23 protein-coding genes are annotated in these 23615 nt (G+C 63.3%); 16 read left to right on the forward strand and 7 right to left on the reverse strand.

Annotated elements, in window-relative coordinates; genetic code table 11:
- Positions 1–210: 210 nt before the first annotated feature.
- The 4 genes from IB238_RS15835 to coaBC all read left to right on the forward strand — a co-directional run bounded on the left by IB238_RS15835 (position 211) and on the right by coaBC (position 5195).
- Positions 211–1167: a hypothetical protein gene (locus IB238_RS15835; protein ID WP_192248746.1), complete on the forward strand. Its 957-nt coding sequence runs from the start codon at positions 211–213 to the stop codon at positions 1165–1167.
- A 307-nt stretch (positions 1168–1474) separates the two neighbouring features.
- Positions 1475–2989, forward strand: coding sequence for a peptide MFS transporter (locus IB238_RS15840; RefSeq protein WP_192248749.1), 1515 nt, complete (start codon positions 1475–1477; stop codon positions 2987–2989).
- Positions 2990–3088: 99 nt separating this feature from the next.
- Positions 3089–3889: a potassium channel family protein gene (locus IB238_RS15845; RefSeq protein ID WP_192248752.1), complete on the forward strand. Its 801-nt coding sequence runs from the start codon at positions 3089–3091 to the stop codon at positions 3887–3889.
- A gap of 91 nt (positions 3890–3980) precedes the next feature.
- Positions 3981–5195: a bifunctional phosphopantothenoylcysteine decarboxylase/phosphopantothenate--cysteine ligase CoaBC gene (gene coaBC, locus IB238_RS15850; RefSeq protein WP_192248755.1), complete on the forward strand. Its 1215-nt coding sequence runs from the start codon at positions 3981–3983 to the stop codon at positions 5193–5195.
- Positions 5196–5245: 50 nt separating this feature from the next.
- On the opposite strand, the gene IB238_RS15855 is transcribed toward coaBC, so the two are convergent.
- Positions 5246–6070: a class II glutamine amidotransferase gene (locus IB238_RS15855; protein ID WP_192248758.1), complete on the reverse strand. Its 825-nt coding sequence runs from the start codon at positions 6068–6070 to the stop codon at positions 5246–5248.
- Between the two features lie 276 nt (positions 6071–6346).
- On the opposite strand from IB238_RS15855, the gene IB238_RS15860 reads away from it, so the two are divergent.
- The 8 genes from IB238_RS15860 (at position 6347) to IB238_RS15895 (ending at position 13063) form a co-directional block, all read left to right on the forward strand.
- Positions 6347–7258 carry a pirin family protein gene (locus IB238_RS15860; RefSeq protein WP_192248761.1) on the forward strand — a complete coding sequence of 304 codons (912 nt, stop codon included), beginning with the start codon at positions 6347–6349 and terminating at the stop codon, positions 7256–7258.
- A gap of 172 nt (positions 7259–7430) precedes the next feature.
- Complete coding sequence (locus IB238_RS15865) at positions 7431–8108, forward strand: FadR/GntR family transcriptional regulator (protein ID WP_192248764.1); 678 nt, start codon at positions 7431–7433, stop codon at positions 8106–8108.
- Complete coding sequence (locus IB238_RS15870) at positions 8105–9397, forward strand: MFS transporter (protein WP_192248767.1); 1293 nt, start codon at positions 8105–8107, stop codon at positions 9395–9397. Before IB238_RS15865 ends, IB238_RS15870 begins: the two co-directional genes overlap by 4 nt.
- A 99-nt stretch (positions 9398–9496) precedes the next feature.
- On the forward strand, positions 9497–9901 hold the full coding sequence (locus tag IB238_RS15875; RefSeq protein ID WP_192248770.1) for a GFA family protein: 405 nt from the start codon (positions 9497–9499) through the stop codon (positions 9899–9901).
- A gap of 67 nt (positions 9902–9968) precedes the next feature.
- The gene (locus IB238_RS15880) at positions 9969–10778 is read left to right on the forward strand and encodes an AraC family transcriptional regulator (RefSeq protein WP_192248773.1); all 810 of its coding nucleotides are present in this window, start codon (positions 9969–9971) and stop codon (positions 10776–10778) included.
- An 84-nt stretch (positions 10779–10862) separates the two neighbouring features.
- Positions 10863–11474 (forward strand): LysE family translocator, encoded by a 612-nt coding sequence (locus IB238_RS15885; RefSeq protein WP_192248776.1) that lies wholly within the window; start codon positions 10863–10865, stop codon positions 11472–11474.
- Between the two features lie 91 nt (positions 11475–11565).
- Positions 11566–12201, forward strand: a complete 636-nt coding sequence (locus IB238_RS15890) for a DUF1326 domain-containing protein (protein ID WP_192248779.1) — start codon at positions 11566–11568, stop codon at positions 12199–12201.
- A 13-nt stretch (positions 12202–12214) separates the two neighbouring features.
- Entirely contained in the window at positions 12215–13063 is an 849-nt protein-coding gene (locus IB238_RS15895) for a DUF2182 domain-containing protein (RefSeq protein ID WP_192248782.1), read from the forward strand.
- 9 nt (positions 13064–13072) lie between these two features.
- Here IB238_RS15895 and IB238_RS15900 read toward each other — a convergent pair whose 3' ends face one another.
- On the reverse strand, positions 13073–14656 hold the full coding sequence (locus IB238_RS15900) for a peptide chain release factor 3 (RefSeq protein WP_192248785.1): 1584 nt from the start codon (positions 14654–14656) through the stop codon (positions 13073–13075).
- A gap of 107 nt (positions 14657–14763) precedes the next feature.
- Here IB238_RS15900 and dut point away from each other — a divergent pair, with 107 nt between their 5' ends.
- A complete protein-coding gene (dut, locus tag IB238_RS15905; RefSeq protein WP_192248788.1) occupies positions 14764–15237 on the forward strand; it encodes a dUTP diphosphatase in 474 nt (157 codons plus the stop codon).
- Positions 15234–16124, forward strand: a complete 891-nt coding sequence (locus IB238_RS15910) for a GNAT family N-acetyltransferase (RefSeq protein ID WP_192248791.1) — start codon at positions 15234–15236, stop codon at positions 16122–16124. Before dut ends, IB238_RS15910 begins: the two co-directional genes overlap by 4 nt.
- A gap of 115 nt (positions 16125–16239) precedes the next feature.
- On the opposite strand, the gene IB238_RS15915 is transcribed toward IB238_RS15910, so the two are convergent.
- Positions 16240–16758: a DNA starvation/stationary phase protection protein gene (locus tag IB238_RS15915; RefSeq protein WP_192248794.1), complete on the reverse strand. Its 519-nt coding sequence runs from the start codon at positions 16756–16758 to the stop codon at positions 16240–16242.
- 273 nt (positions 16759–17031) lie between these two features.
- Between IB238_RS15915 and IB238_RS15920 the strand changes: the two genes are divergently transcribed.
- Entirely contained in the window at positions 17032–17649 is a 618-nt protein-coding gene (locus tag IB238_RS15920) for a LysE family translocator (RefSeq protein ID WP_192248797.1), read from the forward strand.
- 137 nt (positions 17650–17786) lie between these two features.
- The gene (cysK, locus tag IB238_RS15925) at positions 17787–18755 is read left to right on the forward strand and encodes a cysteine synthase A (RefSeq protein ID WP_192248800.1); all 969 of its coding nucleotides are present in this window, start codon (positions 17787–17789) and stop codon (positions 18753–18755) included.
- Between the two features lie 349 nt (positions 18756–19104).
- Here cysK and IB238_RS15930 read toward each other — a convergent pair whose 3' ends face one another.
- The 4 genes from IB238_RS15930 to rsmI form a co-directional block, all read right to left on the reverse strand.
- Entirely contained in the window at positions 19105–20637 is a 1533-nt protein-coding gene (locus IB238_RS15930) for a YifB family Mg chelatase-like AAA ATPase (RefSeq protein WP_192248804.1), read from the reverse strand.
- A gap of 387 nt (positions 20638–21024) precedes the next feature.
- The gene (gene gshB, locus IB238_RS15935; protein WP_192248806.1) at positions 21025–21972 is read right to left on the reverse strand and encodes a glutathione synthase; all 948 of its coding nucleotides are present in this window, start codon (positions 21970–21972) and stop codon (positions 21025–21027) included.
- Positions 21973–22158: 186 nt separating this feature from the next.
- A complete protein-coding gene (locus tag IB238_RS15940) occupies positions 22159–22527 on the reverse strand; it encodes a YraN family protein (RefSeq protein ID WP_192248809.1) in 369 nt (122 codons plus the stop codon).
- Positions 22517–23440 (reverse strand): 16S rRNA (cytidine(1402)-2'-O)-methyltransferase, encoded by a 924-nt coding sequence (gene rsmI / locus IB238_RS15945; RefSeq protein ID WP_192248811.1) that lies wholly within the window; start codon positions 23438–23440, stop codon positions 22517–22519. Before rsmI ends, IB238_RS15940 begins: the two co-directional genes overlap by 11 nt.
- Between the last annotated feature and the right edge of the window lie 175 nt (positions 23441–23615).

Genomic DNA, 23615 nt, shown 5'->3' on the forward strand with positions numbered 1-23615 from the left:
CTCGACCTCAATTCATCCTTTCTGACCGGCTAACTTCGAACTCGCTAAAATTAGCGGATTCACATTATCTAATTGGTCGTGGTTTAAGTAGCAGGCTCTGGATCGTCACGGTTCGCCGCGCGCATTGCTCGGCCCGCCACAAATCCGGCCCAAAGCAGCCCCAATCGCCACCTGGGGGCTTGGAACACAATTGATTCGGAGGAATGTTCTATGCGCAAATTCGGTAGCCTAGCCCTCGCGGCTTGTATGTCCGCAACGCTTGCCGCCGTGCCGGTCAGCCTCGACCTGAAGGATCCGTCCAAGCTCACCACCTCGTCCGCTTTTGCCAAGAACGGCAATGGCGGCGGCAACGGGGGTGGCAACGGCGGCGGCGGTGGCGGCGGAAACGGCGGCGGTAAAGGCGGCGGCAGCGACAAGAGCGGCGGCGGCACTGACAAGGGTGGCGGCAAAGACAAGGACGGAAGCAAGAACACCTCCGGTCGTGGCAAGTCCGAAACCGCGCATGCAAAGGCCGACACGAAGGAAAAGAAGGATCCGATCGCCAAGGCCTTCGGTAAGCTCTTCGGCAAGGATGAGGCCAAGGGAAAGACCAAGGTAGCGTCGGTGGAAAAATCCAAGCCGGCCAGGAAGGTGACGAACACTGCCGCGACGACCGCCAAGCTCAAGCCGACCCCGCAAGAAAAGCCGCTCTCAGCCAAGCTCGGCAGCCTGAATTCGCTCAAGCGCAACTATCACGCCTACATGAATTCGCAGGATCCGCGCATGGCCGCGGTCCGCGCCTATGTCATGGCCTATGCGCAATTCGAGCTGGATAACGGCGTCGACGCCGTGCCAGTCGATCCGGCCCTTAGCGACGAGGCCCTGAGCGCCGCCCTGCTTGCGGCCACCAACAAGAACATCAATACGGCGCAGCCGGGCGAACCGGCGGTGGTTGATCAGGAAGTGATGGGCTGGGCGAAGGATGTTCTCGGCGTCGGCCCCTCGATCGGCAAGATCGATCAGGTGCGCGATGAACTGGCATCCCAGCAGCCGACGGATGTTGTTGAGCAGCCGGCCGAACCGGACACCGAGGAGCCGACAGACGTCGTCGAGCAACCGACCGAGCCGGACGCCGAGCAGCCGACCGAGCCTAGCACTGAAACCGAACAGGCCGCGGTGGTCGAATAGGCCCTTACAACCGCCCACCGCCCAGTCTGCCTGGGCGGTGGGCGTGTCTCTTGATCCGTCGCAGGCGGCCGAGGCCATATTCGGCAACAGCGAAACCCATCGACGAAATGGGCAGCGCATCGAGGCCAGGCAGAACCGAGCAGCATGAAGCCCGGCCATGCTGCTTCCGGCGCGAAGCAGGGTTCGGTGTTCGGCAGCTTCTGGCTTGAAGCAGAAGTTTAACAGGCGCTGCGGTGTGCAGCTCTTCAGGGACACCCGGCGCGATCCGCGCTATAGTTCCATCGAGCACCTATTCAGGGGAAGTTCGATGTCGACGTCCGTGAAATATCCGCCGGGCCTCGTTGCTCTCTTCTTTGTCGAGATGTGGGAACGCTTCAGCTACTATGGCATGCGAGCGATCCTGATCCTTTTCCTTGTGGACCAGGTGCAGAATGGTGGGCTTGGCCTGACAACGGCCGACGCAGCGGCAATCTACGGCCTGTATACTGCCTCGGCCTACATACTGGCGTTGCCGGGGGGCTGGATCGCCGACCGGTTCTGGGGGTGCAAGCGTGCGATCGTCGTTGGCGGCATCGCCATCATGCTAGGGCACATCCTGCTGGCAATATCCGGTTTCGCCGCCGCGATTTTCTTCCTCGGCCTCGTCTGCATCGCCGTCGGCACCGGGCTGCTGAAGCCTAACATCTCAACCCTCGTCGGCCAGCTTTACGACAAGAATGACATCGGCGGCCGCGACGCCGGCTTTTCCTTCTTCTACATGGGCATCAATATCGGTGCGATCCTTGGCGGACTGATCGCCGGCTATCTCGGTGAGAACTGGGGTTGGCACTGGGGCTTTGGTGCCGCCGCCGTCGCCATGCTGTTCGGCCTTGTCAACTTCCTGTACGCCGGCCGCAGGTCGCTGCGCGACAAAGGCGGCGTGCCCGCCGTCCACCACCACCCCGACTCGGCCACCGGACGTCGCGATCAAATCTTCACTGGTATCATCGGTGGCTTGGTTGTCGTACTAGTCGCTGCCGCCGCGGTGACCGGCCTGATCGATCTCGCCAGCGCCCCCGGTCTCGCCAAGGCCATGGGCCTGATCATCGTTACCGTGGCCATCGGCTTCTTCCTCAACATCTTCCTCGCCGGCGACCTGACCGGCCCCGAGAAATTGCGAATGATCGTGCTTGCGATCCTCTTCGTGGCGGCAGCGCTTTTCTGGTCGGGTTTCGAGCAGGCGGGGTCATCGCTCAACCTTTTCGCCAACGACCTCACCCAGCGCGAACTCGGCAGCTTCACCGTGCCCGCCTCGTGGTTCCAGAACCTCAATGCGCTTTTTATCATTCTGCTGACCCCGGCCTTCGCCGCGTTCTGGATCTATGCCGAACAGCGCTGGACCATTCCCGTTTTCGTAAAGTTCGGTGCGGCGCTCATCGCCATGGGCCTCGGCTATCTGATCCTCGTGCCCGCGGCGCAAACCGCAGCAACCGGCATGAAGGTCTCGGCGCTGTTTCTGATCGCCACCTATCTCCTTCACACCGTGGGCGAGCTGTTGCTGAGCCCCGTCGGCCTTTCCACCTTTTCCCGCCTGGCGCCAGAACGGTTCACCAGCCAGATGATGGGCTTCTGGTTCGTCGCTTCGTCACTTGGAAACCTGATGGCGGGGTTGCTCGCCGCCGGCATGGACACCGAGCATGCGGCCGGGCTGCAGGATGCGTTTATGCGCATCTTCATGACCAGCGCCGCCTTCGGGGTGGTGCTCATCCTTCTCGCCCGCCCGCTCACCCGTTGGGCACTTGGCGGCAGCGAGCGCCTCGAAGAGACGGCTCCGGCCCAATAGGCTCGTGCAGCTCGCCAGCCTTCACCGGCATTGCATCAGCGGCGTTCCCACGCGCCCTACGCCGCTTGACCCGCAAGAGGCGCGGGCTAGATTGTCGCAATGGCTGAGCGACGGAACATTGACGCGGCGTCCGTGCCCCTGATGGAGGCGCTGCGCCGCCGTCTGCGCAGCCTCTACTACGGCAGCCATCCGCAAGCGCTCGCCTTCCAGTTCGCCATGATGGTGGTCGACCTCGCCATCATCGTCTTCTTTCTGATGGGGCCGTACCTGCGCGCCGGCAACGCCTATCTGCTGGTCGACTACGTCGTCACCGTCATCATCGCCCTCGAACTTGTCGCGCGCATGCTGGTGGCGCCGACACTGCGCTATTGGCTCGGCCGGCCGATGACCTGGGTCGACCTCTTCATCCTTGCCACGCTGCTCTTTCCGAACCAGCTCGCCAACTTCGCCTTCCTCAGGGCGCTGCGAATCTGGGCGATCAGCCAGAGCCGGCTGTTCTCGCTGATCCTGAAGCGCCGGGGCTACAGCGCCTACGAGGACACGATCCAGGCCTGCATCAACTTCCTGATCTTCCTGTTCATCGTCACCGGCTTCGTCTACTCGACCTTCTTCTATGCCGAAAACGTCAGCGGCTTCATCGATGCGCTCTATTTCACTGTCGCCACGGTGACGACCACCGGCTTCGGCGACATCACGCTGCCCGGTCCGCTTGGGAAATTGACGTCGATTGCCACGATGATCATCGGCATCTCGCTGTTCGTGCGGCTGGCGCAGACGATCGTGCGCCCGCACAAGGTTATTTTCCCCTGCCCGCAATGCGGCCTGCGCCGCCACGATGTCGATGCCGTCCACTGCAAGGCCTGCGGCCATATCCTCAACATTCCGGATGAGGGCGCATGATCGGCATCTTGGAAAAGGGGCACAGAAACGCTACGGAATTGAACGCCTTGCCACGAGCGGCAGGGGAAGAATTGAAGTGCGGGACGGGCTCATGACCTTGAAGGACAAACGCATTCTTCTGATCATCTCGGGTGGGATTGCCGCCTACAAGAGCCTCGACCTGATCCGCAGGTTGCGCGAGCGCGGCGCGACGGTGGTGCCGCTCATGACAGCCGGCGCGCAGCAGTTCGTCACCCCGCTTGCGGTCGGCGCGCTGTCCTCCGGCCACGTCTTCACCGATCTTTTTTCCCGCGAGGACGAGCAGGATGTCGGTCATATCCGGCTGGCGCGCGACTGCGACCTCGTCGTCGTGGCACCGGCCACGGCCGACCTGATGGCGAAGATGGCGAATGGCCTAGCCGACGACCTCGCCTCGACCGTGCTGCTCGCCACCGACCGCCCGGTATTGATCGCACCGGCGATGAACCCGAAGATGTGGACGCATCCGGCCACGCTGCGCAACGCCGAGACGCTTGCCGGCGACGGTATCCGCTTCGTCGGTCCGAATGCCGGCGAGATGGCCGAGGGTGGGGAAGCCGGGCTTGGCCGCATGGCCGAGCCGCTGGAGATTGTGGCAGCCGTCGAGCGGATGCTCGATGGCGGGCCGAAACCGCTTGCCGGCCGGAAGGTCATCGTCACCTCCGGCCCCACCCACGAGCCGATCGATCCGGTGCGCTACATCGCCAACCGCTCCTCCGGCCGGCAGGGCCATGCGATCGCCGCAGCCCTTGCAAAGCTTGGCGCGGACGTCACCCTCGTTTCCGGCCCGGTCGAAATCCCTGACCCCGCCGGTGTCAGGACCGTGCATGTCGAGCGCGCCGAGGAGATGCTGGAGGCGGTCCTGAGGAACCTTCCCGCCGACATCGCCGTCATGGTCGCTGCCGTCGCAGATTGGCGCGTCGCCACGGCGGGTGCGCAGAAGATCAAGAAGAAGCCGGGCGAGGCACCGCCGCCGCTGCAACTCGCCGAGAACCCCGACATCCTCAAGACCATCGGCCATCATGCCCAGCGCCCGCAGCTGGTCGTCGGCTTTGCCGCCGAGACGCAGGATGTCGAGGCGAACGCCCGGGAGAAACTGAAGCGCAAGGGCGCGGACCTGATCGTCGCCAACGACGTCTCGCCGAAAACCGGCATCATGGGCGGCAGCCGCAACAGCGTGAAGATTGTTTCCAAGGACGGCATCGACGTCTGGCCGGACCTCTCCAAGGACGAGGTCGCCGCACGTCTGGCGGCGCTGATCGCTGAGAGGCTCGCTTCGCCGTCATGAGGCCTCGCGCCGGACGAACGGATCAGCCGCCCGCATCCAGGCGAGACGTGCTAGCGGACAACGGCCAGTTCCGGCTTGCACGGGACCGGCGCCGAGCGGCCGTCGGGCGCGAAAAGCCGCACGTCTATCCCATCCTCGCCGAGCACCACGGCGCTGCCGTCGGGGATCTCCACCCAGGCATCGGTGTCGTCGTTGAGCGGCTCGGAAACAAGGCAATAGCCGCCGGCCCGGTCCATCGGAGCGGCGTAAAGCGTCGGGGCGCGGTAATCGGTGGCGTATCGCACCGCATAAAGCGTGCGCCCGTCGGAAAAGGCGGCTGTGAAGCGGACAAGCACCCTGCGCCCCAGCTGCTCCGCCAGCCGCTCGACCAGGCCGATCGTCTCGGCCATGGCGGACAGCGGGTCGTGCTCCAGGCCGAACTGCTTGGCGAGCAGAAACAACAGCTCCGAGTCGGTCGCGCCGGTGCGCGCCGCATAGAGATCGTTGTCGAGCATCGACTCCATCGGCCGGCGCAGGTGCTCGAAATCGGCGATCTGGCCGTTGTGCATGAAGGACCAGATGCCGTGGACGAAGGGATGGCAATTGTCGCGCCGCGTCCCGCCGCCGGTCGCCGCGCGCACATGGGCGAGAAACAGCGGCGAGCGGATCTGGCGGGCGATGCTTTTCAGGTTACAGTCCGACCAGGCCGGCAGAATATCGCGATAGCGCCCCGGTTCCGGCCGATCACCGTACCAGGCGATCCCGAAACCGTCGCCGTTCGTGGCGGTCTTCGCCCGGGTCGCGCAGTGCGACTGCTCGATCAGCGAATGCGCTGGCGAGGACACGAGTTCCTCCAGATAGAGCGGTTCACCGCGATAGGCTGCCCATCGGCACATTGGCTAGACTCGCTTTCTGCCGGCCCCTCCGGCCGAAAGGATTACGAACGCATTGACCCAGTGCTCCGACCAGAATCATCGAAAGAAGGTAAAAATACGTTAACGAAAGTAAACGGGCCGGAAACCATGCGCGCCAATCTGGGGCGGCATTCCTGTTGATACAGTTCCCTGCGAGACAGGCATTGGTGAACACTGCGTTTCCATTGTCCACAATTTCTCACCGGTGCGGGCGGCACTATATTCGGCTGCAAGTGAACCATTGAAAGGACCCCTTGCATGTCCATCCGCCCCGTCAAGCACGAGAGCATCGCCCGGCCCGCCATGGAAGGCGCCGGCGTCAAGCTGCACCGCGTCTTCGGTTTCGGCGATCCGTCGATGACCGACCCCTTCCTGATGATGGATGATTTCCGCAACGACGATCCCAACGACTACATCCGCGGTTTTCCCTGGCATCCCCATCGCGGCATCGAGACGATCACCTATGTGCTGGCGGGAACCGTCGAGCATGGCGACAGCCTCGGTAACCACGGCACCATGGGCGCCGGCGATGTTCAATGGATGACGGCCGGCAGCGGTATCCTGCACCAGGAAATGCCGAAAGGCGATTTTGCCGGGCGCATGCACGGCTTCCAGCTTTGGGCCAACCTGCCCTCGTCGCTGAAGATGACGGCGCCGCGCCACCAGGACATCAAGTCCGCCGACATCCCCGTGGTTGTCGATGACGACGGCACGGCCGTGCGCATCATCAGCGGCGATTTCTGGGGCAAGAAAGGCCCCGTCGACGGCATCGCCGCCGAGCCGGTCTATCTCGATATCTCGGTTCCGCCCGGCAAGACGAAGACCATTCCGGTCGACACCTACCGGTCAGCCTTCGCTTACATATTTGCCGGCTCCGGCACCTTCCGTGACGCTTCCAAACCCTTCGGCGTCAAGGTCGAGAAGGAGTACCAGGGCGAGGAGCTGAACATCCGCGACCTGTCGGGAAACCGAACGCTGGTGGTGTTCGATACGGGCGACCGCGTCACCGTACAGGCGGGTGAAAAGGGTGTCCGCTTCCTGCTCGTGACCGGCAAGCCGATTCAGGAACCGGTCGCCTGGCACGGTCCGATCGTGATGAATACGCGCGAGGAACTGCAGCAGGCGATGCGCGAGCTGCAAAACGGCACCTTCATCAAGCCGGCGCACTAGCAGGACACCAATCGTGGAAACTGGGGCACCCGTGAACCTCGAAGGTTCAGGTTCAAGCAGAACACCTCGTGAGGGCCGCCAAAATGCGGCGCTCACGGTTACCTCCGCAATTGACCAGCCGGCGGCGCCACTGTAATCATCAAGTCATCCGATGACTTGATGAACACGGGCAATGGAAACGCTGAACAGAAACAACCTCGCCGAAAGCGCAGCCGAGGCAATCCGCAAGGAGATCCTCGCCAAGCAGTGGCGAGTCGGCGAAAAACTCCCCAACGAGGCATCCCTGGCGGCGATGCTGTCGGTCAGCCGCGGCACCGTGCGGGAGGCAGTGCGCGCCCTCGCGGTGCAGGGCTTCCTGGAGACCCGACAGGGTTCCGGCACTTATGTGCTGACGGCCGTCGATCCCGTTCCCCGCCTGACCATGGCCCGGCGTGCAAGCCTGCGCGACCAGTTCGAAGCACGCCTGGCGCTCGACGTGGAAGCGGCACGCCTTGCCGCCCGCCGGCAGACCCCTTCCACCATCGCCAGCCTGCGCGCCCTTCTCGCCAGCCGTGGAAACTACGATGGCTCGGACAGGGCTGGCTTCATCGAGCGCGATCTTGCGTTCCACAAGGCGATCATCACCGCATCCGGCAACCGAGCGATGATCGAGATCTACGCGTTCTTTTCGCAATCCATTGCCGAAACGATTGAAGCCACGCTGGGCGACGACCTGCCAGAACCCGACATGCAGGCGCATGCCGAGATCATCGACGCCATCGAAACGGGCGATCCAGAGAAGGCCGATGCCGCCGTGCGTCGCTTCATGGCGCCGATCATTGCCGCACTCGACGAAAAGCTCAAACAATGAACATGCATCCCAAGGATACCGCCGCCGCTGCGGAAGAATTCGATCAGCAACTGATCGACGCGGAAGCGGACAGCGTCCCGCAGCCCGCCCCGCCAGCCCCGATCACCGGTCTTGCCCGCATCGTTCTCGGGGCAAGCCTCGTCCTGATCGCGTTCAATCTGCGGCCGGTCTTTTCCAGCGCCTCGGCACTGCTGCCCGAACTGCGCAGTGCCTTGCAGCTTTCGCCGCTCGGGGTGAGCCTGCTGACGACCTTGCCGGTCGTCTGCCTCGGGCTGTTCTCACCGATCGCACCGCGCCTCGCGCAAAGGATAGGCAGCGAAAGGACCCTGCTTGCGGTCCTGTTTCTCCTGGCGCTCGGCACTGCGCTGCGGGGCCTTTCCTCTGTCCCGCTCCTTTTCGCCGGCACGGCGCTTGCGGGTGCTTGCATTGCCGTCGGCAACGTCTTGCTCCCCGGCCTGGTGAAGCGTGATTTCGCCGACCGCACAGCCCTGATGACAGGTCTCTATACGATGGCGCTCTGCGGGGGCGCGGCTGCCGCCGCCGGTCTTTCGATCCCCGTCGAGCAGGCATTCGGAGGCTCGCTGAATGCCGCGCTGTCCATATGGGCTTTGCCGGCCATCGGCGTTGGATTGATATGGCTTCCTCAAGCCCTGAGCGTCGATCGTGCCGCACGGCGCACCGGCTTTCGGGTCGAAGGACTGTGGCGCGATCGCCTGGCCTGGAAGATAACCCTTTTCATGGGGCTGCAGTCCGCCCTCGCCTACTGCGTGTTCGGCTGGCTGGTCCCGATCCTGCGCGAGCGCGGGCTCGACGGCGTGACGGCCGGCGCGATCGTCTCGATGTCCGTCATGGTTCAGGCGGCATCCTGCATCGTCGCACCACAGATCGCCGTCAGGAGCAAGGACCAACGGCTGATCCACGTGGCCCTTTGCGCCATTGCCGTGGTCGCGCTATTGGGCCTCCTGTTCGCCCCGCTGTCGACCGCGTGGTTCTGGGCCGCACTGCAGGGTGTGGGTCAGGGCGGACTGATTGCCGTGGCCATGACGGCGATCGTGCTTCGTTCACCTGATGCACATGTCGCCGCCCACCTTTCCGGCATGGCCCAATGCGTCGGCTATCTCCTGGCAGCCATCGGCCCGCTGATCGTTGGCCTCATACGCAGCTGGACGGGAAGCTTCCGCGCCAGCGCCGTTCTCTTCGTGCTTCTCGGGACCGGCGCCGCCATCAACGGCTGGGGCGCCGGGCGAAGGCTTCATGTCGGCGCAAGAACGGTGAGGATCGATGATTGAACGCTTGTCGATTTTCGGAACGGCACTTTCATCAGACCGGCGCATTGAACTGATCACACCTCGGCCTATCCTTCTTTCCAGAATTGGCGGGAGGATCCGATGCACATCGACGGCCAGTGCCATTGCGGCTACATCACCTACGAGGCGGAGATCGAACCCGGAGACGTTGCGATCTGTCACTGCACGGACTGCCAGCGACTGACAGGCTCCGCATATCGCGTCAGCACTTTTTCAAGGCGCGAGGATTTCCGCGTGACCGGCGGCGAGCCTTCGGTCTACGTGAAGATCGGCGAAAGCGGCAACAGGAGCATGCAGCACTTCTGCCCGAAATGCGGCTCACCATGTTTTCGCACGGGCGAAGGCGAAGGGCCGGACGAGGTCGCGATCCGTCTGGGAACGATCAGCCAGCGCCTGAACCTTGTGCCGACCAGCCAGCATTGGCGCCGCTCGGCATTGCCGTGGGTCGAGGACCTGCGGCACATCCCCAGTTGCGAAAAGGAATAGTCATCATTCCATCGCACGCAGAGCGTGCTAGCATGCCGCGTCGCTGTTCGAAGCTTGGTCACGGGTTATGGGAAACAACCGGTTCCGTATGCTCAAATCCCGCCTCCGCGGGATGGAGGTCGTCCTTGCCGACTCCGCGCACAGCTTCTCCCGCCATACGCACGACCGTTTCGGTATTGGCGTCATCGACCGAGGCGCACAAAATTCATTAAGCGGACGCGGGATTGTGGAAGCCACGGCCGGCGACGTGATCACGGTCAACCGGGGCGAAGTGCATGACGGCACGCCGTTCGATGCCAAGGGTCGGGCTTGGCGCATGCTCTACATCGACTGCGCCACCATCTCCGCCGCGCTTTCCGACATCAGCGAAGGCAAGTTGTCGCAGCACGAATTCCCCCTCCCCGTCACGGGCGACGACAGGCTTCGCCAGCGATTTGACATGCTGTTCGATGCCATTACGTCCAGCACCGAGACTTCGCCCCTTCTTTGCGAAGATAGGCTGCTGCGCCTAGTGGAGGCGGCCATGCGGGAGAGCCCCGCAAGCAAAGGCAGCCTATCCGCGACCGGAGCAATCGGCCGCGCGCGCGACCTCATCGATGACGATCCGGCACGGGCGCTGACGCTTGGCGACCTCGCCCGGGAATGCGGCCTGAGCCGGTTCCAACTGGTGCGTGCCTTTGCCGAGGTAACAGGCATGACACCGCACGCCTACCTGATCCAGCGTCGTGTCGCCCTGGCCCGCCGACTGATCGCGGGCGGACAACAACTTGCCGAGGTTGCGCTGGCCTGCGGGTTTTCCGACCAAAGCCATATGACGCGGCTGTTCATCAGGCAGAACGGCATATCGCCGGGCGTCTATGCCGAGGCGACGCGCTGAGCCCCAAGGCTGCAATTTTCTTCAAGACGCAGTTTCCTCCGGCTGGTTTGATGGCGCCGATCGCGCACCACTCGGGAGGCCCTCGTGTCCGTTGAATATCTGCTGACCTCGATCGTTGTCATTCTGCTGCCCGGAACCGGCGTGCTCTACACGCTGACGCTCGGGCTCAACAGCGGCTGGCGCGCCAGCATTCTCGCCGCATTCGGCTGCACGCTTGGCATTCTGCCTCACATCGCCGCCAGCATTGCCGGGCTTGCGGCGCTGCTGCATGCCAGCGCTCTCGCCTTTCACATTTTGAAGTACCTGGGCGTCGCCTACCTGCTCTACATGGCATGGAGCGTCCTGCGCGAAGACGGGGGCTTGCAGATCAACGACCGACCCGTCGCGGCATCCGCAGCAAGGATTGTCGCCAACGGATTCCTGCTGAACATCCTGAACCCCAAGCTTTCGTTCTTCTTTCTGGCGTTCCTGCCGCAGTTCGTTCCGGCCAGTGATCCGGATCCGACCGGGTCGATGCTCGTCCTCGCAGCGGTATTCATGGTGCTGACGTTCGTCGTCTTCCTCGGCTACGGCGCATTCGCCGTCGCAGCACGCAGGTATGTCATTTCGCGGCCCGCCGTGCTCTTCTGGTTCCGGCGCGGGTTTGCAGGTGCCTTCGCGGTGCTGGGCCTGCGTCTTGCACTACCCGACTGGTAAGCTTCATGGGGACTTTTCTGGACAAGCCAAAGCTGCAGGGAGTACATTAGCAACCAGTGAAATTCTTATTCCCACGAATTTGGAGGGCGTCATGCCGAACGTCAAATGGTCACTCCAGGGACGGGAGTTCATTCACTGCAACTGCGCCTATGGATGCCCCTGCCAGTTCAATGCCCTTCCCACGCAGGGCAAGTGCCACGCAATCGGCGCAGTCGACATCGAAGACGGATATCACGGAGATATCCGGCTCGATGGTTTGCGTATAGCCGTGATCGTCGCCTGGCCAGGGGCGATCCACGAGGGCCACGGCCAATGCGTTCCGATCGTCGACGAGCGCGCGACGCCTGAACAGCGAGACGCCCTTCTGCGCATCATGAGCGGGCAGGACACCGAGCCGGGCGCCACCTTCTTTGCCGTCTTCGCCACCACCTTCGACACCGTGCACGACCCCGTGTTCGCGCAGATCGACTTCGACCTCGATGTCGACAAGCGGACCGCAAGGGTCGGCATCCCAGGCTGGATCGACGCACGCGGCGAACCGATCCTCAATCCGGTGACTGGCGACGAGCATCGCGCGCGCATCAACCTGCCGCACGGCTTCGAGTACGATGTCTGCGAAGTCGGCCGCGGATGGGCGGAGACGAAGGGACCGATCCAGCTTTCGCTTGCGGACTCGCACGCCCATTTCGGCCGCCTGCACATGACGGAAACCGGCGTCGTCCACTAGGGTCGGAAGCACCATGGCGGACCCGGCCCTCGACTCCATCCTCAAACGGGATCGCACCGTCATCGCCGCAAGCATTGCGGCGATGACGGTGCTCGCTTGGCTCTACCTGCTTTCGCTGGCACGAACCATGGCTGTCCGCCACACGTCCATGGATGGCATGAGCGGGATGCAGGGGATGCCCGGCATGGAAGGTATGGATATGCCGGGCATGGCGCAGACGATGACGGCGCTACCCTGGAGCGCCGGTGACGCGGCTCTCGTCCTTGCCATGTGGTGCGTGATGATGGTGGGGATGATGCTGCCGTCGGCAAGCCCGATGATTTTGCTTTACGCCCGCGTTGGGCGACATGCGGAGAAGCAAGGCTCCCCCTTCGCCGCAACCGGCATCTTCTGTGCCGGCTACCTTGTGGTTTGGTTTCTGTTTTCGCTCGTCGCCACCCTCGGTCAGTGGCTGCTCGATCGGGCGCTTCTGCTGACACCGATGATGGAGAGCGCAAGTATGGTGCTGAGCGGTGCGCTCCTGATCGTTGCCGGCCTCTATCAGTGGACGCCGCTCAAGCATGCGTGCCTGAGCAAATGCCGGGCGCCCGTTGCCTTCCTGCAGGCCGCCGGAGGTTTCCGGCGCGATCCCGTGGGCGCCTTTGCCATGGGCATGCGACACGGCGCCTATTGCGTCGGCTGCTGCTGGCCGCTGATGCTGCTTCTCTTCGTCGGCGGTGTGATGAACATCCTCTGGATCGCCTTGATCGCGATCCTTGTTCTTGCCGAGAAGGTATTTCCCGGCGGGGACAAAATCGGCAGGATAGCCGGCGCGCTTCTGGTCGCCGCCGGCGTCTGGTTCATCGTGATGGGGCTTCGATGAGTCTGAACGTCACGCCGCCTTGGCGACGTGGTACTCCTTGATCGCGGCCATCTTGATTGCCGGATAGCGCTCAGCTTCATAGCGCAGCGAGAATGCGTCCTGCGCCAGAAACACCGGATCGCCGTCGAGGTCGCGGGCGATATCACCCCGCCGCGCGGTGACAAACTTTTCCAGATCGGCCGGATTGTCGGCGGAGATCCAGCGGCAGACCGAAAAGCGCGACATCTCGAAGGAAACGGGCAAGCCGTATTCCTGCTGCAGGCGCTCCTTCAAGACGTCGAGCTGTAGCGCGCCGACGACGCCGACGATCGCCGGCGAACCGTCCTCGGGCGAGAACAGCTGCACGACGCCTTCTTCCGCCATCTGATGCAGCGCTTCCTTCAGCTTCTTCGCCTTCATCGCGTCCTCAAGCCGGACGCGGCGGAGGATTTCCGGCGAGAAGTTCGGAACGCCTTCGAAGACGAGCGCCTCGCCTTCTGTCAGCGTATCGCCGATACGCAGGGTGCCGTGGTTCGGAATGCCGACGACGTCGCCTGCGTAGGCCGTGTCGGCGAGCTGGCGCTGGGAGGCGAAGAAGAACTGCGGCGCGGTGAGGCCGAGCTGCTTGCCGGTGCGCGCGAGCCGCGCCTTCATGCCGCGCTCCAGCTTGCCGGAGCAGACGCGGGCAAAGGCGATGCGGTCGCGATGGTTCGGGTCCATGTTCGCCTGGATCTTGAAGACGAAGGCCGTCATCTTGTCTTCCGCCGCATGCACCGTGCGGGTGTCAGCGACCTGGTCACGCGGCGGCGGGGCAAAGGCGCCAAGCGCATTGATCAGGTCGCGCACGCCGAAATTGCGCAGTGCGGAGCCGAAGAAAACCGGTGTCAGATGACCCTCGAGGAACGCCTTCCTGTCGAAGGGCTTGCAGGCCTCGATCGCCAGCGTCAGCTCGTCGATGAAGGCTTCGCGCTCGTTCTCCGGCAGGCGGTGGGAGGCCATTTCCGGCTCGCTGACCTTCGTTAGCCGTTCCTGCGTATCCGCGCCGCGCACTTCGTTGGTGGCAAGATGGTAGGAGCCGCAGAAGGTCTTCGAGCGGCCGATCGGCCAGGTGACGGGCGCGCAGTCGAGCGCGAGCTTCTCCTCCACTTCGTCGAGGATCTCGAAGGGGTCGCGGCTCTCGCGGTCCATCTTGTTGATGAAGGTGATGATCGGGATGTCGCGCATGCGGCATACCTCGAACAGCTTCAACGTTCGCGGCTCGATACCCTTGGCGGCGTCGATCACCATGACCGCCGCGTCGACCGCCGTCAGCGTCCGGTAGGTGTCGTCGGCGAAGTCCTCGTGGCCGGGCGTATCGAGGATATTGAAGACATTGCCCTCGTACTCGAAGGTCATCACCGAGGTGACGACCGAAATGCCGCGCTCGCGCTCGATCTTCATCCAGTCCGAGCGGGTCTGAATCCTGTCCTTCTTCGCCTTCACCTCGCCGGCGAGCTGGATCGCGCCGCCGAACAGCAGCAGCTTTTCGGTGAGCGTCGTCTTGCCCGCGTCCGGGTGAGCGATAATAGCGAATGTGCGGCGGCGGGAGACCGCCTCGGCGAGACTTTCGGCCATGCGTGTGAAAATCCTGTTGGTCGCGCGCTATGTAACGGTTCCGTGGAAAACTTTCAATTCGCGTTTCGTGGCGTTGACCGGCAGCGCGGCCGATCCGCTAATGGGGAATGAACTTGCTACACGATCCCCACCCGATCCTGAAACTCGTCCGCCTGCCGCATGGCGCAGGCCTCGATCTTCCCGCTTACGAGACCGCCGGCGCGGCCGGCATGGACCTGCGCGCGGCAATCGGCGCAGGCGAAACGCAGGTGCTCGCGCCGGGCAAGCGCACCCTGGTGCCGACCGGCTTCGTCTTCGAGGTTCCCGCTGGCTACGAGGCGCAGGTGCGGCCACGCTCCGGGCTTGCCTTCAAGCACGGGATCACCTGTCTCAACACGCCCGGCACCATCGACAGCGACTATCGCGGCGAAGTGAAGGTGCTGCTCGTCAACCTCGGCGAAGAAGATTTTGCGATCGAACGCGGCATGCGCATCGCCCAGATGGTGATCGCACCCGTGGTGCAGGCTGCGGTACAGGAGGTTGGCATGGCCGGCGAAACCGATCGCGGCGCCGGCGGCTTCGGCTCGACCGGCGTGAAATGAACGATCGCGCCGGGCTGACCTATCGCGAAGACTATTTCGGCGATCCCGCCGGGTGGGCTGCGCTGAAGGATCTGCTACTAGATGTGTTCGGACTCGACATCAGCCCGGTCGACGGGCTCGGCGGTCCCGACCCCAGCAGCCTGCCATCGGCCTATTTCGACGCCGCCGGGCGGTGTGTCGCCAACTTCACCGCCTTTTCCATGCCGCTGATGATTGATGGGCGGATGGTGAAGGCTGCCGGCCTGCAATCCGGCGCCGTGCGGACCGAACATCGCGGGCGCGGGCTTTTTAGGGATCTCATTCGGCGAACTCTCGAGCGCTGTGACGAAGGGGGATTCGAGGCGATTGCGCTCTACACCGACAAGCCCGCCCTCTACGAGCCCTATGGTTTTGCGATCGTGCCGGCGTATCGCTTTCGCGGCGCCGCGCCGCAGGTTCCGACGGGTTCCCCTTCCGCGCGGCGGATCGACCTCAACGATCAGGATGACCTAACGCTGGTGCAGCGCCTGTTGAATGCACGCATGCCGGTTTCGCAACGGTTCGCGGTTGCACAGCAGGCGACGATGTTCCTGATGAACGCGTTCTTTTCGGAGGACGTCACACTAAGCCACCTGCCGGATCAAGATGCGGTCATCGTCTGGCGTGGCGGCGAAGACGGCTCCCTTGAACTGCTCGATGTCGTTGCGGCAAAAATTCCCTCGCTCGCTGCGATTCTGCGGGCGCTTGGCGTTCCACCGCCAACGGTCGACGTTGCGTTTCCGCCGGACCGGCTGGGATGGCATGGTGAGCCTCAGGCCGAACAGGGCGAACTGAGCTTCATGATGCGTTCGGACCGGGACTTCCCGTCTATTGGCCCGGCAAGGCTTTCACCCATGGCTGAGTTCTGAACCGACAAGGTCCAACCACGATGTGACGGCGCGGGAAGCGCGGCATCACCGGCACTACATTTGCAAGCCAAGCGACAATGGCACCGGCGAAACCGCCGATGGCGTTCGCGATGGGTCACTTCGCCTGCCGCGTCGACTCGAACAGGAACCAGGTGCGCCGCTCGGCCTCGTCGATCCAGTTTTCGAGCAGGCTCGCGGTCGCGACATCGTTGTGTTCGTCGCACAGAACATGCGTCTCGCGCAAAAGCGAGATGAGATGCTTGTTGTCCTCTAAGAGTTCGGCCAGCATGTCCTCTGGAGTGACATAGTCGTCGTCGTTGTCCGGGATGCGCTGGAGGCGTGTCGCATGGCCGATCGAGCGCAGGGTCGTACCGCCGATCTTGCGGGCGCGCTCGGCGATGTCATCGGTTGCCTCGAAGATCTGCTCGGCCTGCTCGTCCAAAAGCAGGTGATAATCCCGGAAATGCGGCCCCGACACGTGCCAGTGAAAATTCTTGGTCTTCAGGTAGAGCGCAAACATGTCGGCGAGCAGCGCAGTCAAAGCGGCCGAAATGTCGGTGATTGCATTCGACGCCAGACCGGACGGGGTCTTGAGGGGGGCTAGCCTGCGTTTTTCGGCTGTACTGGGCGACATGCGTTCTCTCCTTTGAGCGCGAAGGAAAAGACCTGGATCAGCGCCGGACGCCTATTTGGCATAGCCGTGCACGCCAACGAGCACAAGAATTTCGGCATGCCCAAAAGCTAGAGCGCCCGGCCGGATCGTCAACCACCGCGTTCCAGAGACGCTTTGCGTGTGATGCGAAGCAATCGGCAGCAGGCCGTTACTTCCTGCCTCTGGGCGGATCGAGGCACCGGCTTGAAAGCAGAACCGCGCGGGCGTAAAAAGCGCAAAACGCGAGATCGCTTCATGACACTTGCCGCATTGCTTGCCTATAGCGGAGCGCTGTTCATTGCCGGCGTGATCCCGGGTCCGGGCATCACCGCCATCGTCGCACGCGCACTCGGCTCCGGGTTCCGCGAAACCTTCTTCATGGGGCTTGGCCTCATCCTCGGCGACATGATCTACCTGACGGCGGTGATCCTGGGTCTTGCTTTCATCGCCCAGACCTTCACCACGGCCTTCATGGCAATCAAGATCGCCGGTGCGCTTTATCTTTGCTACATAGCCTGGAAGCTCTGGACCACCGGATTGGTACCGCAGGAGATTGAGGCGCGCGGCTCCTCCAACATGGCCATGTCGTTCCTGTCCGGATTGCTTGTGACGCTCGGCAACCCAAAGACCATGCTCTTCTATGTGGCGCTTGTCCCGACATTGATCGACCTCGGTGCGATCGGTCTCGACGACTATGGCCTGCTGCTCGGCGCGACCTTCATCGTGCTCCTGGTCGTGCTCATTCCCTACATCGCGCTGGCCTCCCGCGCCCGCACACTGTTGAAAAAGCCGACCGCTCTACGCGCGCTTAATCGCGTAGCAGCAGGCATTCTCGCAAGCACCGCGGCCTACATCGCAACGCGCGCAGCGTGAAATAAAGATCTGCCTTCAACCGGATTGGGGCGCAATTTTTCCAATCCGAGGACAATCCATGGGCGATACGGCACTGGCTTCCGCACGCCCAGGGACCTATTCTCTCCGCGACACTCAAAGCTTGAAGGAAGCCTGAAATGCCCGAACCCCGCAAGCCCGGCCGCGGCCGCGTCTACGCTTCGATCATCGAAACGATCGGCGACACCCCGATCGTGCGGCTAGACAAGCTGGCCAGGGAAAAGGGTGTGAAGGCAAACCTCCTGGCAAAGCTCGAGTTCTTCAATCCGATCGCCTCCGTCAAGGATCGTATCGGAGTGGCCATGATCGAGTCGCTCGAGGCGCAGGGAAAGATCACCCCCGGCAAGTCGACACTGGTCGAGCCGACCTCAGGCAACACCGGCATCGCGCTTGCCTTTGCCGCGGCTGCCAAGGGCTACCGGCTGATTCTTACCATGCCAGAGACGATGTCGGTCGAGCGCCGCAAGATGCTGGCGCTGCTCGGTGCGGAGCTGGTTCTGACCGAAGGTCCGACGGGGATGAAAGGCGCGATCGCCAAGGCTGAGGAATTGGCGGCAACTATTCCCGGCGCGATAATCCCGCAACAGTTCGAAAACCCTGCCAACCCTGAAATCCACCGCCAGACGACCGCAGAAGAGATCTGGAACGACACAGACGGCCAGGTGGACTTCCTCGTCTCGGGCATCGGCACCGGCGGCACGATCACCGGCGCAGGGCAGGTTCTCAAGGCTAAGAAGCCGAGCGTAAAAGTGGTGGCGGTCGAGCCGGCGGACAGCCCGGTGTTGTCAGGCGGCAATCCCGGCCCGCACAAGATTCAGGGCATCGGCGCCGGTTTCGCACCGGCCATCCTGGATACCAAGATCTACGACGAGATCGTGACTGTGACCAACGACGAGGCGTTCGAGAACGCCCGTCTGGTAGCGAGGCTCGAGGGCGTGCCGGTCGGCATTTCCGCGGGTGCTGCGCTCACGGCCGCAATCAAGGTCGGCAGCCGACCGGAGAACGAGGGCAAGGTCATCGTCGTCATCATCCCTTCGTTCGCCGAACGCTATCTCTCGACTGCGCTTTTTGACGGCCTGACGGGCTGACCGCCACGCGCATCGACGACTAAACCCCGGGGGGCGCGGCCATCGCTGCGCCCTTTGGCTATCTGCAGGCAAACACTGCGCTAAACGCGTCGCGATCGTTCTGATTCGCGTGCTGTGCTTTGTTTTTACCTATGCGTTTTTATGTATGCCTTTGTGAAACCGGTTCCCACTCTCCGGAGACATGCTTTAGCGTGTTGCTACTCGTCGGGTCCGCTTGCCACGCTGTAGTTCTTTGATTCTCACATCTTGTTGTCGCCACGCCGCTGCACACTCTTGCGCAATATGCGTTAACGCCGGCGCAAGCGCGCCCCTCTGGTTAGGCCCTCGGCTTTCCTCCTGCTTTCGCGGCTCAGGCCGCCGCAGCCAACCGCTCGCCGGCAATGCGGTATGAGATTGCTTCCGCCAGATGAATGCGACCGACGATGTCCTTTCCGTCGAGATCGGCGAGCGTGCGGGCGACCTTGAGAACGCGATGATAGCCGCGGGCAGAGAACCGCATCTTCTCTGCGGCATCCCGCAAGAGCTGCAGCCCGCCCGGATCCGGCTCGACAATCCGCTCGATCAACGCCGTAGACGCGCGCGCGTTGGTGGCGACCTCCGGGCACCCAAGGGCGATGAAGCGATCGCGCTGGGCCTCGCGGGCACGCGCTACGCGGCCTGCCACGACCGCGCTGGGCTCTGCCGGCCTTGGCCGGATGAGATCGGTTGCCGACACTGCGGGCACGTCGATGCGGATATCGATCCGGTCCATCAGGGGGCCGGAAATCCGCCCCTGGTAGTCGGTCATGCAGCGCGGGCCGCGGGCGCAGACCTGTCCCGGCTCGCCAGCCATACCGCACCGGCACGGGTTCATGGCGGCAACCAGCTGGATCGCCGCCGGATAGCTAACCCGGTGATTGGCCCGCGCAATCACGCATTCGCTCGTCTCCAGCGGCTGGCGGAGCGCATCGAGCGCCTGGGGTGAGAATTCGGGGAACTCATCAAGGAAGAGGACACCGTGATGGGCGAGCGACGCCTCGCCGGGGCGGGCGCGCAACCCTCCGCCGACGAGTGCGGCCATTGTCGCCGAATGATGCGGCGCGCGATAGGGACGGCGATCCGACAACTTGCCGCCGGCAAGCTGCCCGGCAATCGAATGGATCATCGAGACTTCCAAGAGCTCCGCCGGTAGTAACGGCGGCAGGATAGAAGGCAAGCGGGCGGCGAGCATCGACTTGCCGGAACCGGGCGGACCGACCATCAGGAGATTGTGTCCACCCGCAGCGGCGACTTCCAGCGCGCGCTTGGCGCTCTCCTGCCCCTTGATGTCCGCGAGGTCCGGCATGTTCGCGGGTGTGGCTCGGACCGCCGGCTCCGGGCGCGTCAATACTTGCGTGCCGCGAAAGTGATTGGCGAGCGCAATCAGGCTGCGCGGCGCCAGGATATCGATCTCCGCACCGGCCCAGGCAGCTTCCGCGCCGCTGTCAGCGGGGCAGATCAACCCCTTGCCGAGCGCATTGGCGCCGATGGCCGCCGGCAGGGCGCCGGCGATCGCGGCGATCGTCCCGTCGAGGTTGAGCTCGCCGATGACGACATAGCCCTCCAAGGCATCGGCCGGGATGGCACCGAGCGCCGCCATCAGGCCGAGCGCGATCGGGAGGTCGAAGTGGCTTCCTTCCTTCGGTAGGTCGGCCGGCGCCAGATTTACTGTTACGCGCTTTGCCGGCAGGGACAGACCTGTCGCGTGTAGCGCCGCCTGAACCCGCTCGCGGCTTTCCGCGACGGCCTTATCGGGGAGCCCGACGATCTGCATGCCAATCTTGCCGGGCGCAACCATCACCTGCACATCGACAGGAACACCGTCAATGCCGTGAAACGCCACCGTGCTTACCCGTGCCACCATGACCGCCCCCTCAAACAGCCTGCTCGCCTGCCGTGTATCCGACGGCAACACAATCTGGCACAGAAACCAGAATGGAACAAGAACATTAAAGGAACAATTTTCAGCTACGCCGTGTACTGAAGTTGCATCCGGTTGCAGCCGCCGCAAACATGAGAACAAACTCCAGGCACCGCTCTCTGCCGGCTCGACTTTGCCGACTCGACTTGGAGCGATTGCGACCGAAATTTTCGGGAACGAGATTGTTTGGTCGAAACGGTTCCACCTTCAACCTGTTCGTCGAGACCGGCGATATCGCAGGGATCAACGCCTCCCGGGATTGCGACGCATAGCGGGCAGGGCAGGTGCCGACGTCCATTTTCGTCGGGCGCCGACATCACTACGAGATGATCAGGCTCGCTTGCCTTCGATCGCATCCCACAGGAGGCTCGCGACATCGGCGCCACCAAATTTCCTCACCTCGCGGATACCGGTCGGCGAGGTGACGTTGATCTCGGTCATGTAGTCACCGATGACGTCGATGCCGACGAACAGGAACCCGCGTTCGCGCAACGACGGACCGATGCGCTTGCAGATCTCGATTTCACGGGCGGTCAGTTCGGTTGCCTCGGCGCGGCCGCCGACATGCATGTTGGAGCGAGCGTCGTGTTCAGCCGGCACGCGGTTGATTGCGCCGACCGGCTCGCCATCCACGAGCAGGATCCGCTTGTCGCCCTTGCGCACGTCCGGCAGGTAGGCTTGCGCAATGAAGGGCTCGCGGAACATCTGGCCGAACATTTCAAGAAGCGACGAAAGGTTGCGATCGTCCCGCGTGGAGTGGAAGACACCGGCGCCGCCGTTGCCATAGAGCGGCTTGAGGATGATGTCGCCCATCTCCTCGCGGAAGCGGCGGATCTCGGCCGGATCGCGGCTGATCAAGGTTGCCGGCATCAGGTCGGCGAACTCGGTGACGAAGATTTTTTCGGGCGAGTTGCGCACCCAGGCCGGATCATTGACCACCAGCGTCTTGGGATGAACCCGCTCCAGGAGATGGGTGGAGGTGATGTAGGCCATGTCGAAGGGCGGATCCTGACGCAACAACACCACGTCCATGGTGGAGAGATCGACCCGCTCGGGCTCGCCCAGTTCGTAGTGATCGCCCTTCACGTCGCGAAGCGCCATCGGCTCGACGGTGGCAAAAACCTTACCGTCGCGAAGGCTGAGCTTCTCGGGCGTATAGTGGAAGAGCTGATAGCCGCGGGCCTGGGCCTCGAGGCTCATGGCGAATGTGGAATCGCCGCCAATGTTGATGGTGGACACATGGTCCATCTGGACCGCGACGTTCTTGATCTTTGCCATGGATGTTCCTCACGGATTGCCGGACTCATTTAGGCTTGCGGCCTCACAAACGCAACGGGCGGCGCATGCGCGCCGCGCCCTGTACATCTGCAACCGGCAGACGACGGCCGAAGCACTCCATTCGTTCTTCGTGGCCGCCTCAGCGAGAGGAGATCGGGCGCAGTGCGGAGTGTATCCGGCCGGCCTTCAGAAGGCATCCGGCAAGTGCCGTGGAATACGCCAGGGCAGCACTGCGATGATGTCGTATCGAACGGAAAGACGGTGGGCGTCGCGCTGGCGGGCGAGCCAGAGGTCGCTTGCAGCTCGGATGCGCTGCTGCGCCGTGCTGGTGACCGCGAAGACTGCGCTCTCCTCGCTCCCCCGCGCCTTCACCTCGGCACAAATAACGAGGTCGCGCTTGCGGACGATGAGGTCAATCTCGCCCAGCTTCGTGCGATAGCGGATGGCAAGGACCCGATAGCCCTTGGCGATGAGGTAGAGGGCGGCGACATATTCGGCGATATGACCGCGCCGATAGGCCTTCCGGCGAAGCTTGTTTGCCGCTTCAGTCGCCATTTGTCCCCTTCATCTCGATCAGGCGCTGGTACAGATCGCGACGCGGCAGTCCGGTCTGGCGCGCGGCCTCTGTCGCGGCCTTGCCGGCCGGCATTTCGCCGGCCAGCGCAGTCAGCAGCGCATCCACGTCGGCAATCGCGGGGACTGCGTCCTCCGCCGGCGGGCCGATCACCAGCACAATCTCGCCCTTGACTTGCGGGTTCGCCTCATAGTGCGCGGCAAGTTCGGAAAGCGATCCGCGACGAAATTCCTCAAAAGTCTTCGTCAACTCTCTACAAACTGCGGCCGGTCTCAGTTCGCCGAGAACTGCGGACGCAGCCGCAAGCGTCGCCCCGATGCGGTGTGGGGATTCGAAGAAGATCAAAGTCGCCGGCACGCGCGCAAGGTCACCGAGCCGGTCGCGGCGTGCCTTGTCCTTGACCGGCAGGAAGCCGGCGAAGAGAAAAGCGTCGTTTGGCAGGCCGGATCCGACAAGTGCAGCCAATGGTGCGGATGGACCGGGGATAGGAACGACCTTGCAGCCAGCCGAGAGTGCAAGCTGACCGAGACGATAGCCGGGATCCGAAACCAGCGGCGTGCCAGCATCAGAAACGAGCGCCACCGATTTCCCCTGTTCCAGAGCTGCAACCAGCTTCGGACCGACCTCACCGGCGTTGTGTTCGTGATAGGCGTAAGGGCGTGTCACAATGCCGTAACGGTCAAGCAGGACGCGGGTCACGCGCGTATCCTCGCAGGCCAGCACATCGGCGCCGGCAAGCGTTTCCAGCGCGCGCAGCGTGATGTCGCCGAGATTGCCGATCGGCGTCGCCACCAGATAGAGCGCCGGCTCAAGCGGGCGGGCCGGCACCATCGCGCCATGGAGGCGATAATGTCGGGCCGCGGAGGCGGCACCCTTGTGTGGCTCTTCCTGCATCTTAAACGTTCATTCCTGCTGTCGCCCGAGGCTCTTTGACGCTATCTCGTCTCCTTATGGGGGAGCCCGGGGCAGTCGGCAAGTCCGCAAGCTGTGCGCACAGCCCCGGTTTCCCCCTGTGGTAATCGCCATGCCTCTTGCATTCTGTCGACAAAATCTGCCAATTTGCCCGTCC

It is taken from the genome of Rhizobium sp. ARZ01 (genome assembly GCF_014851675.1).
Lineage (GTDB): Bacteria > Pseudomonadota > Alphaproteobacteria > Rhizobiales > Rhizobiaceae > Mycoplana.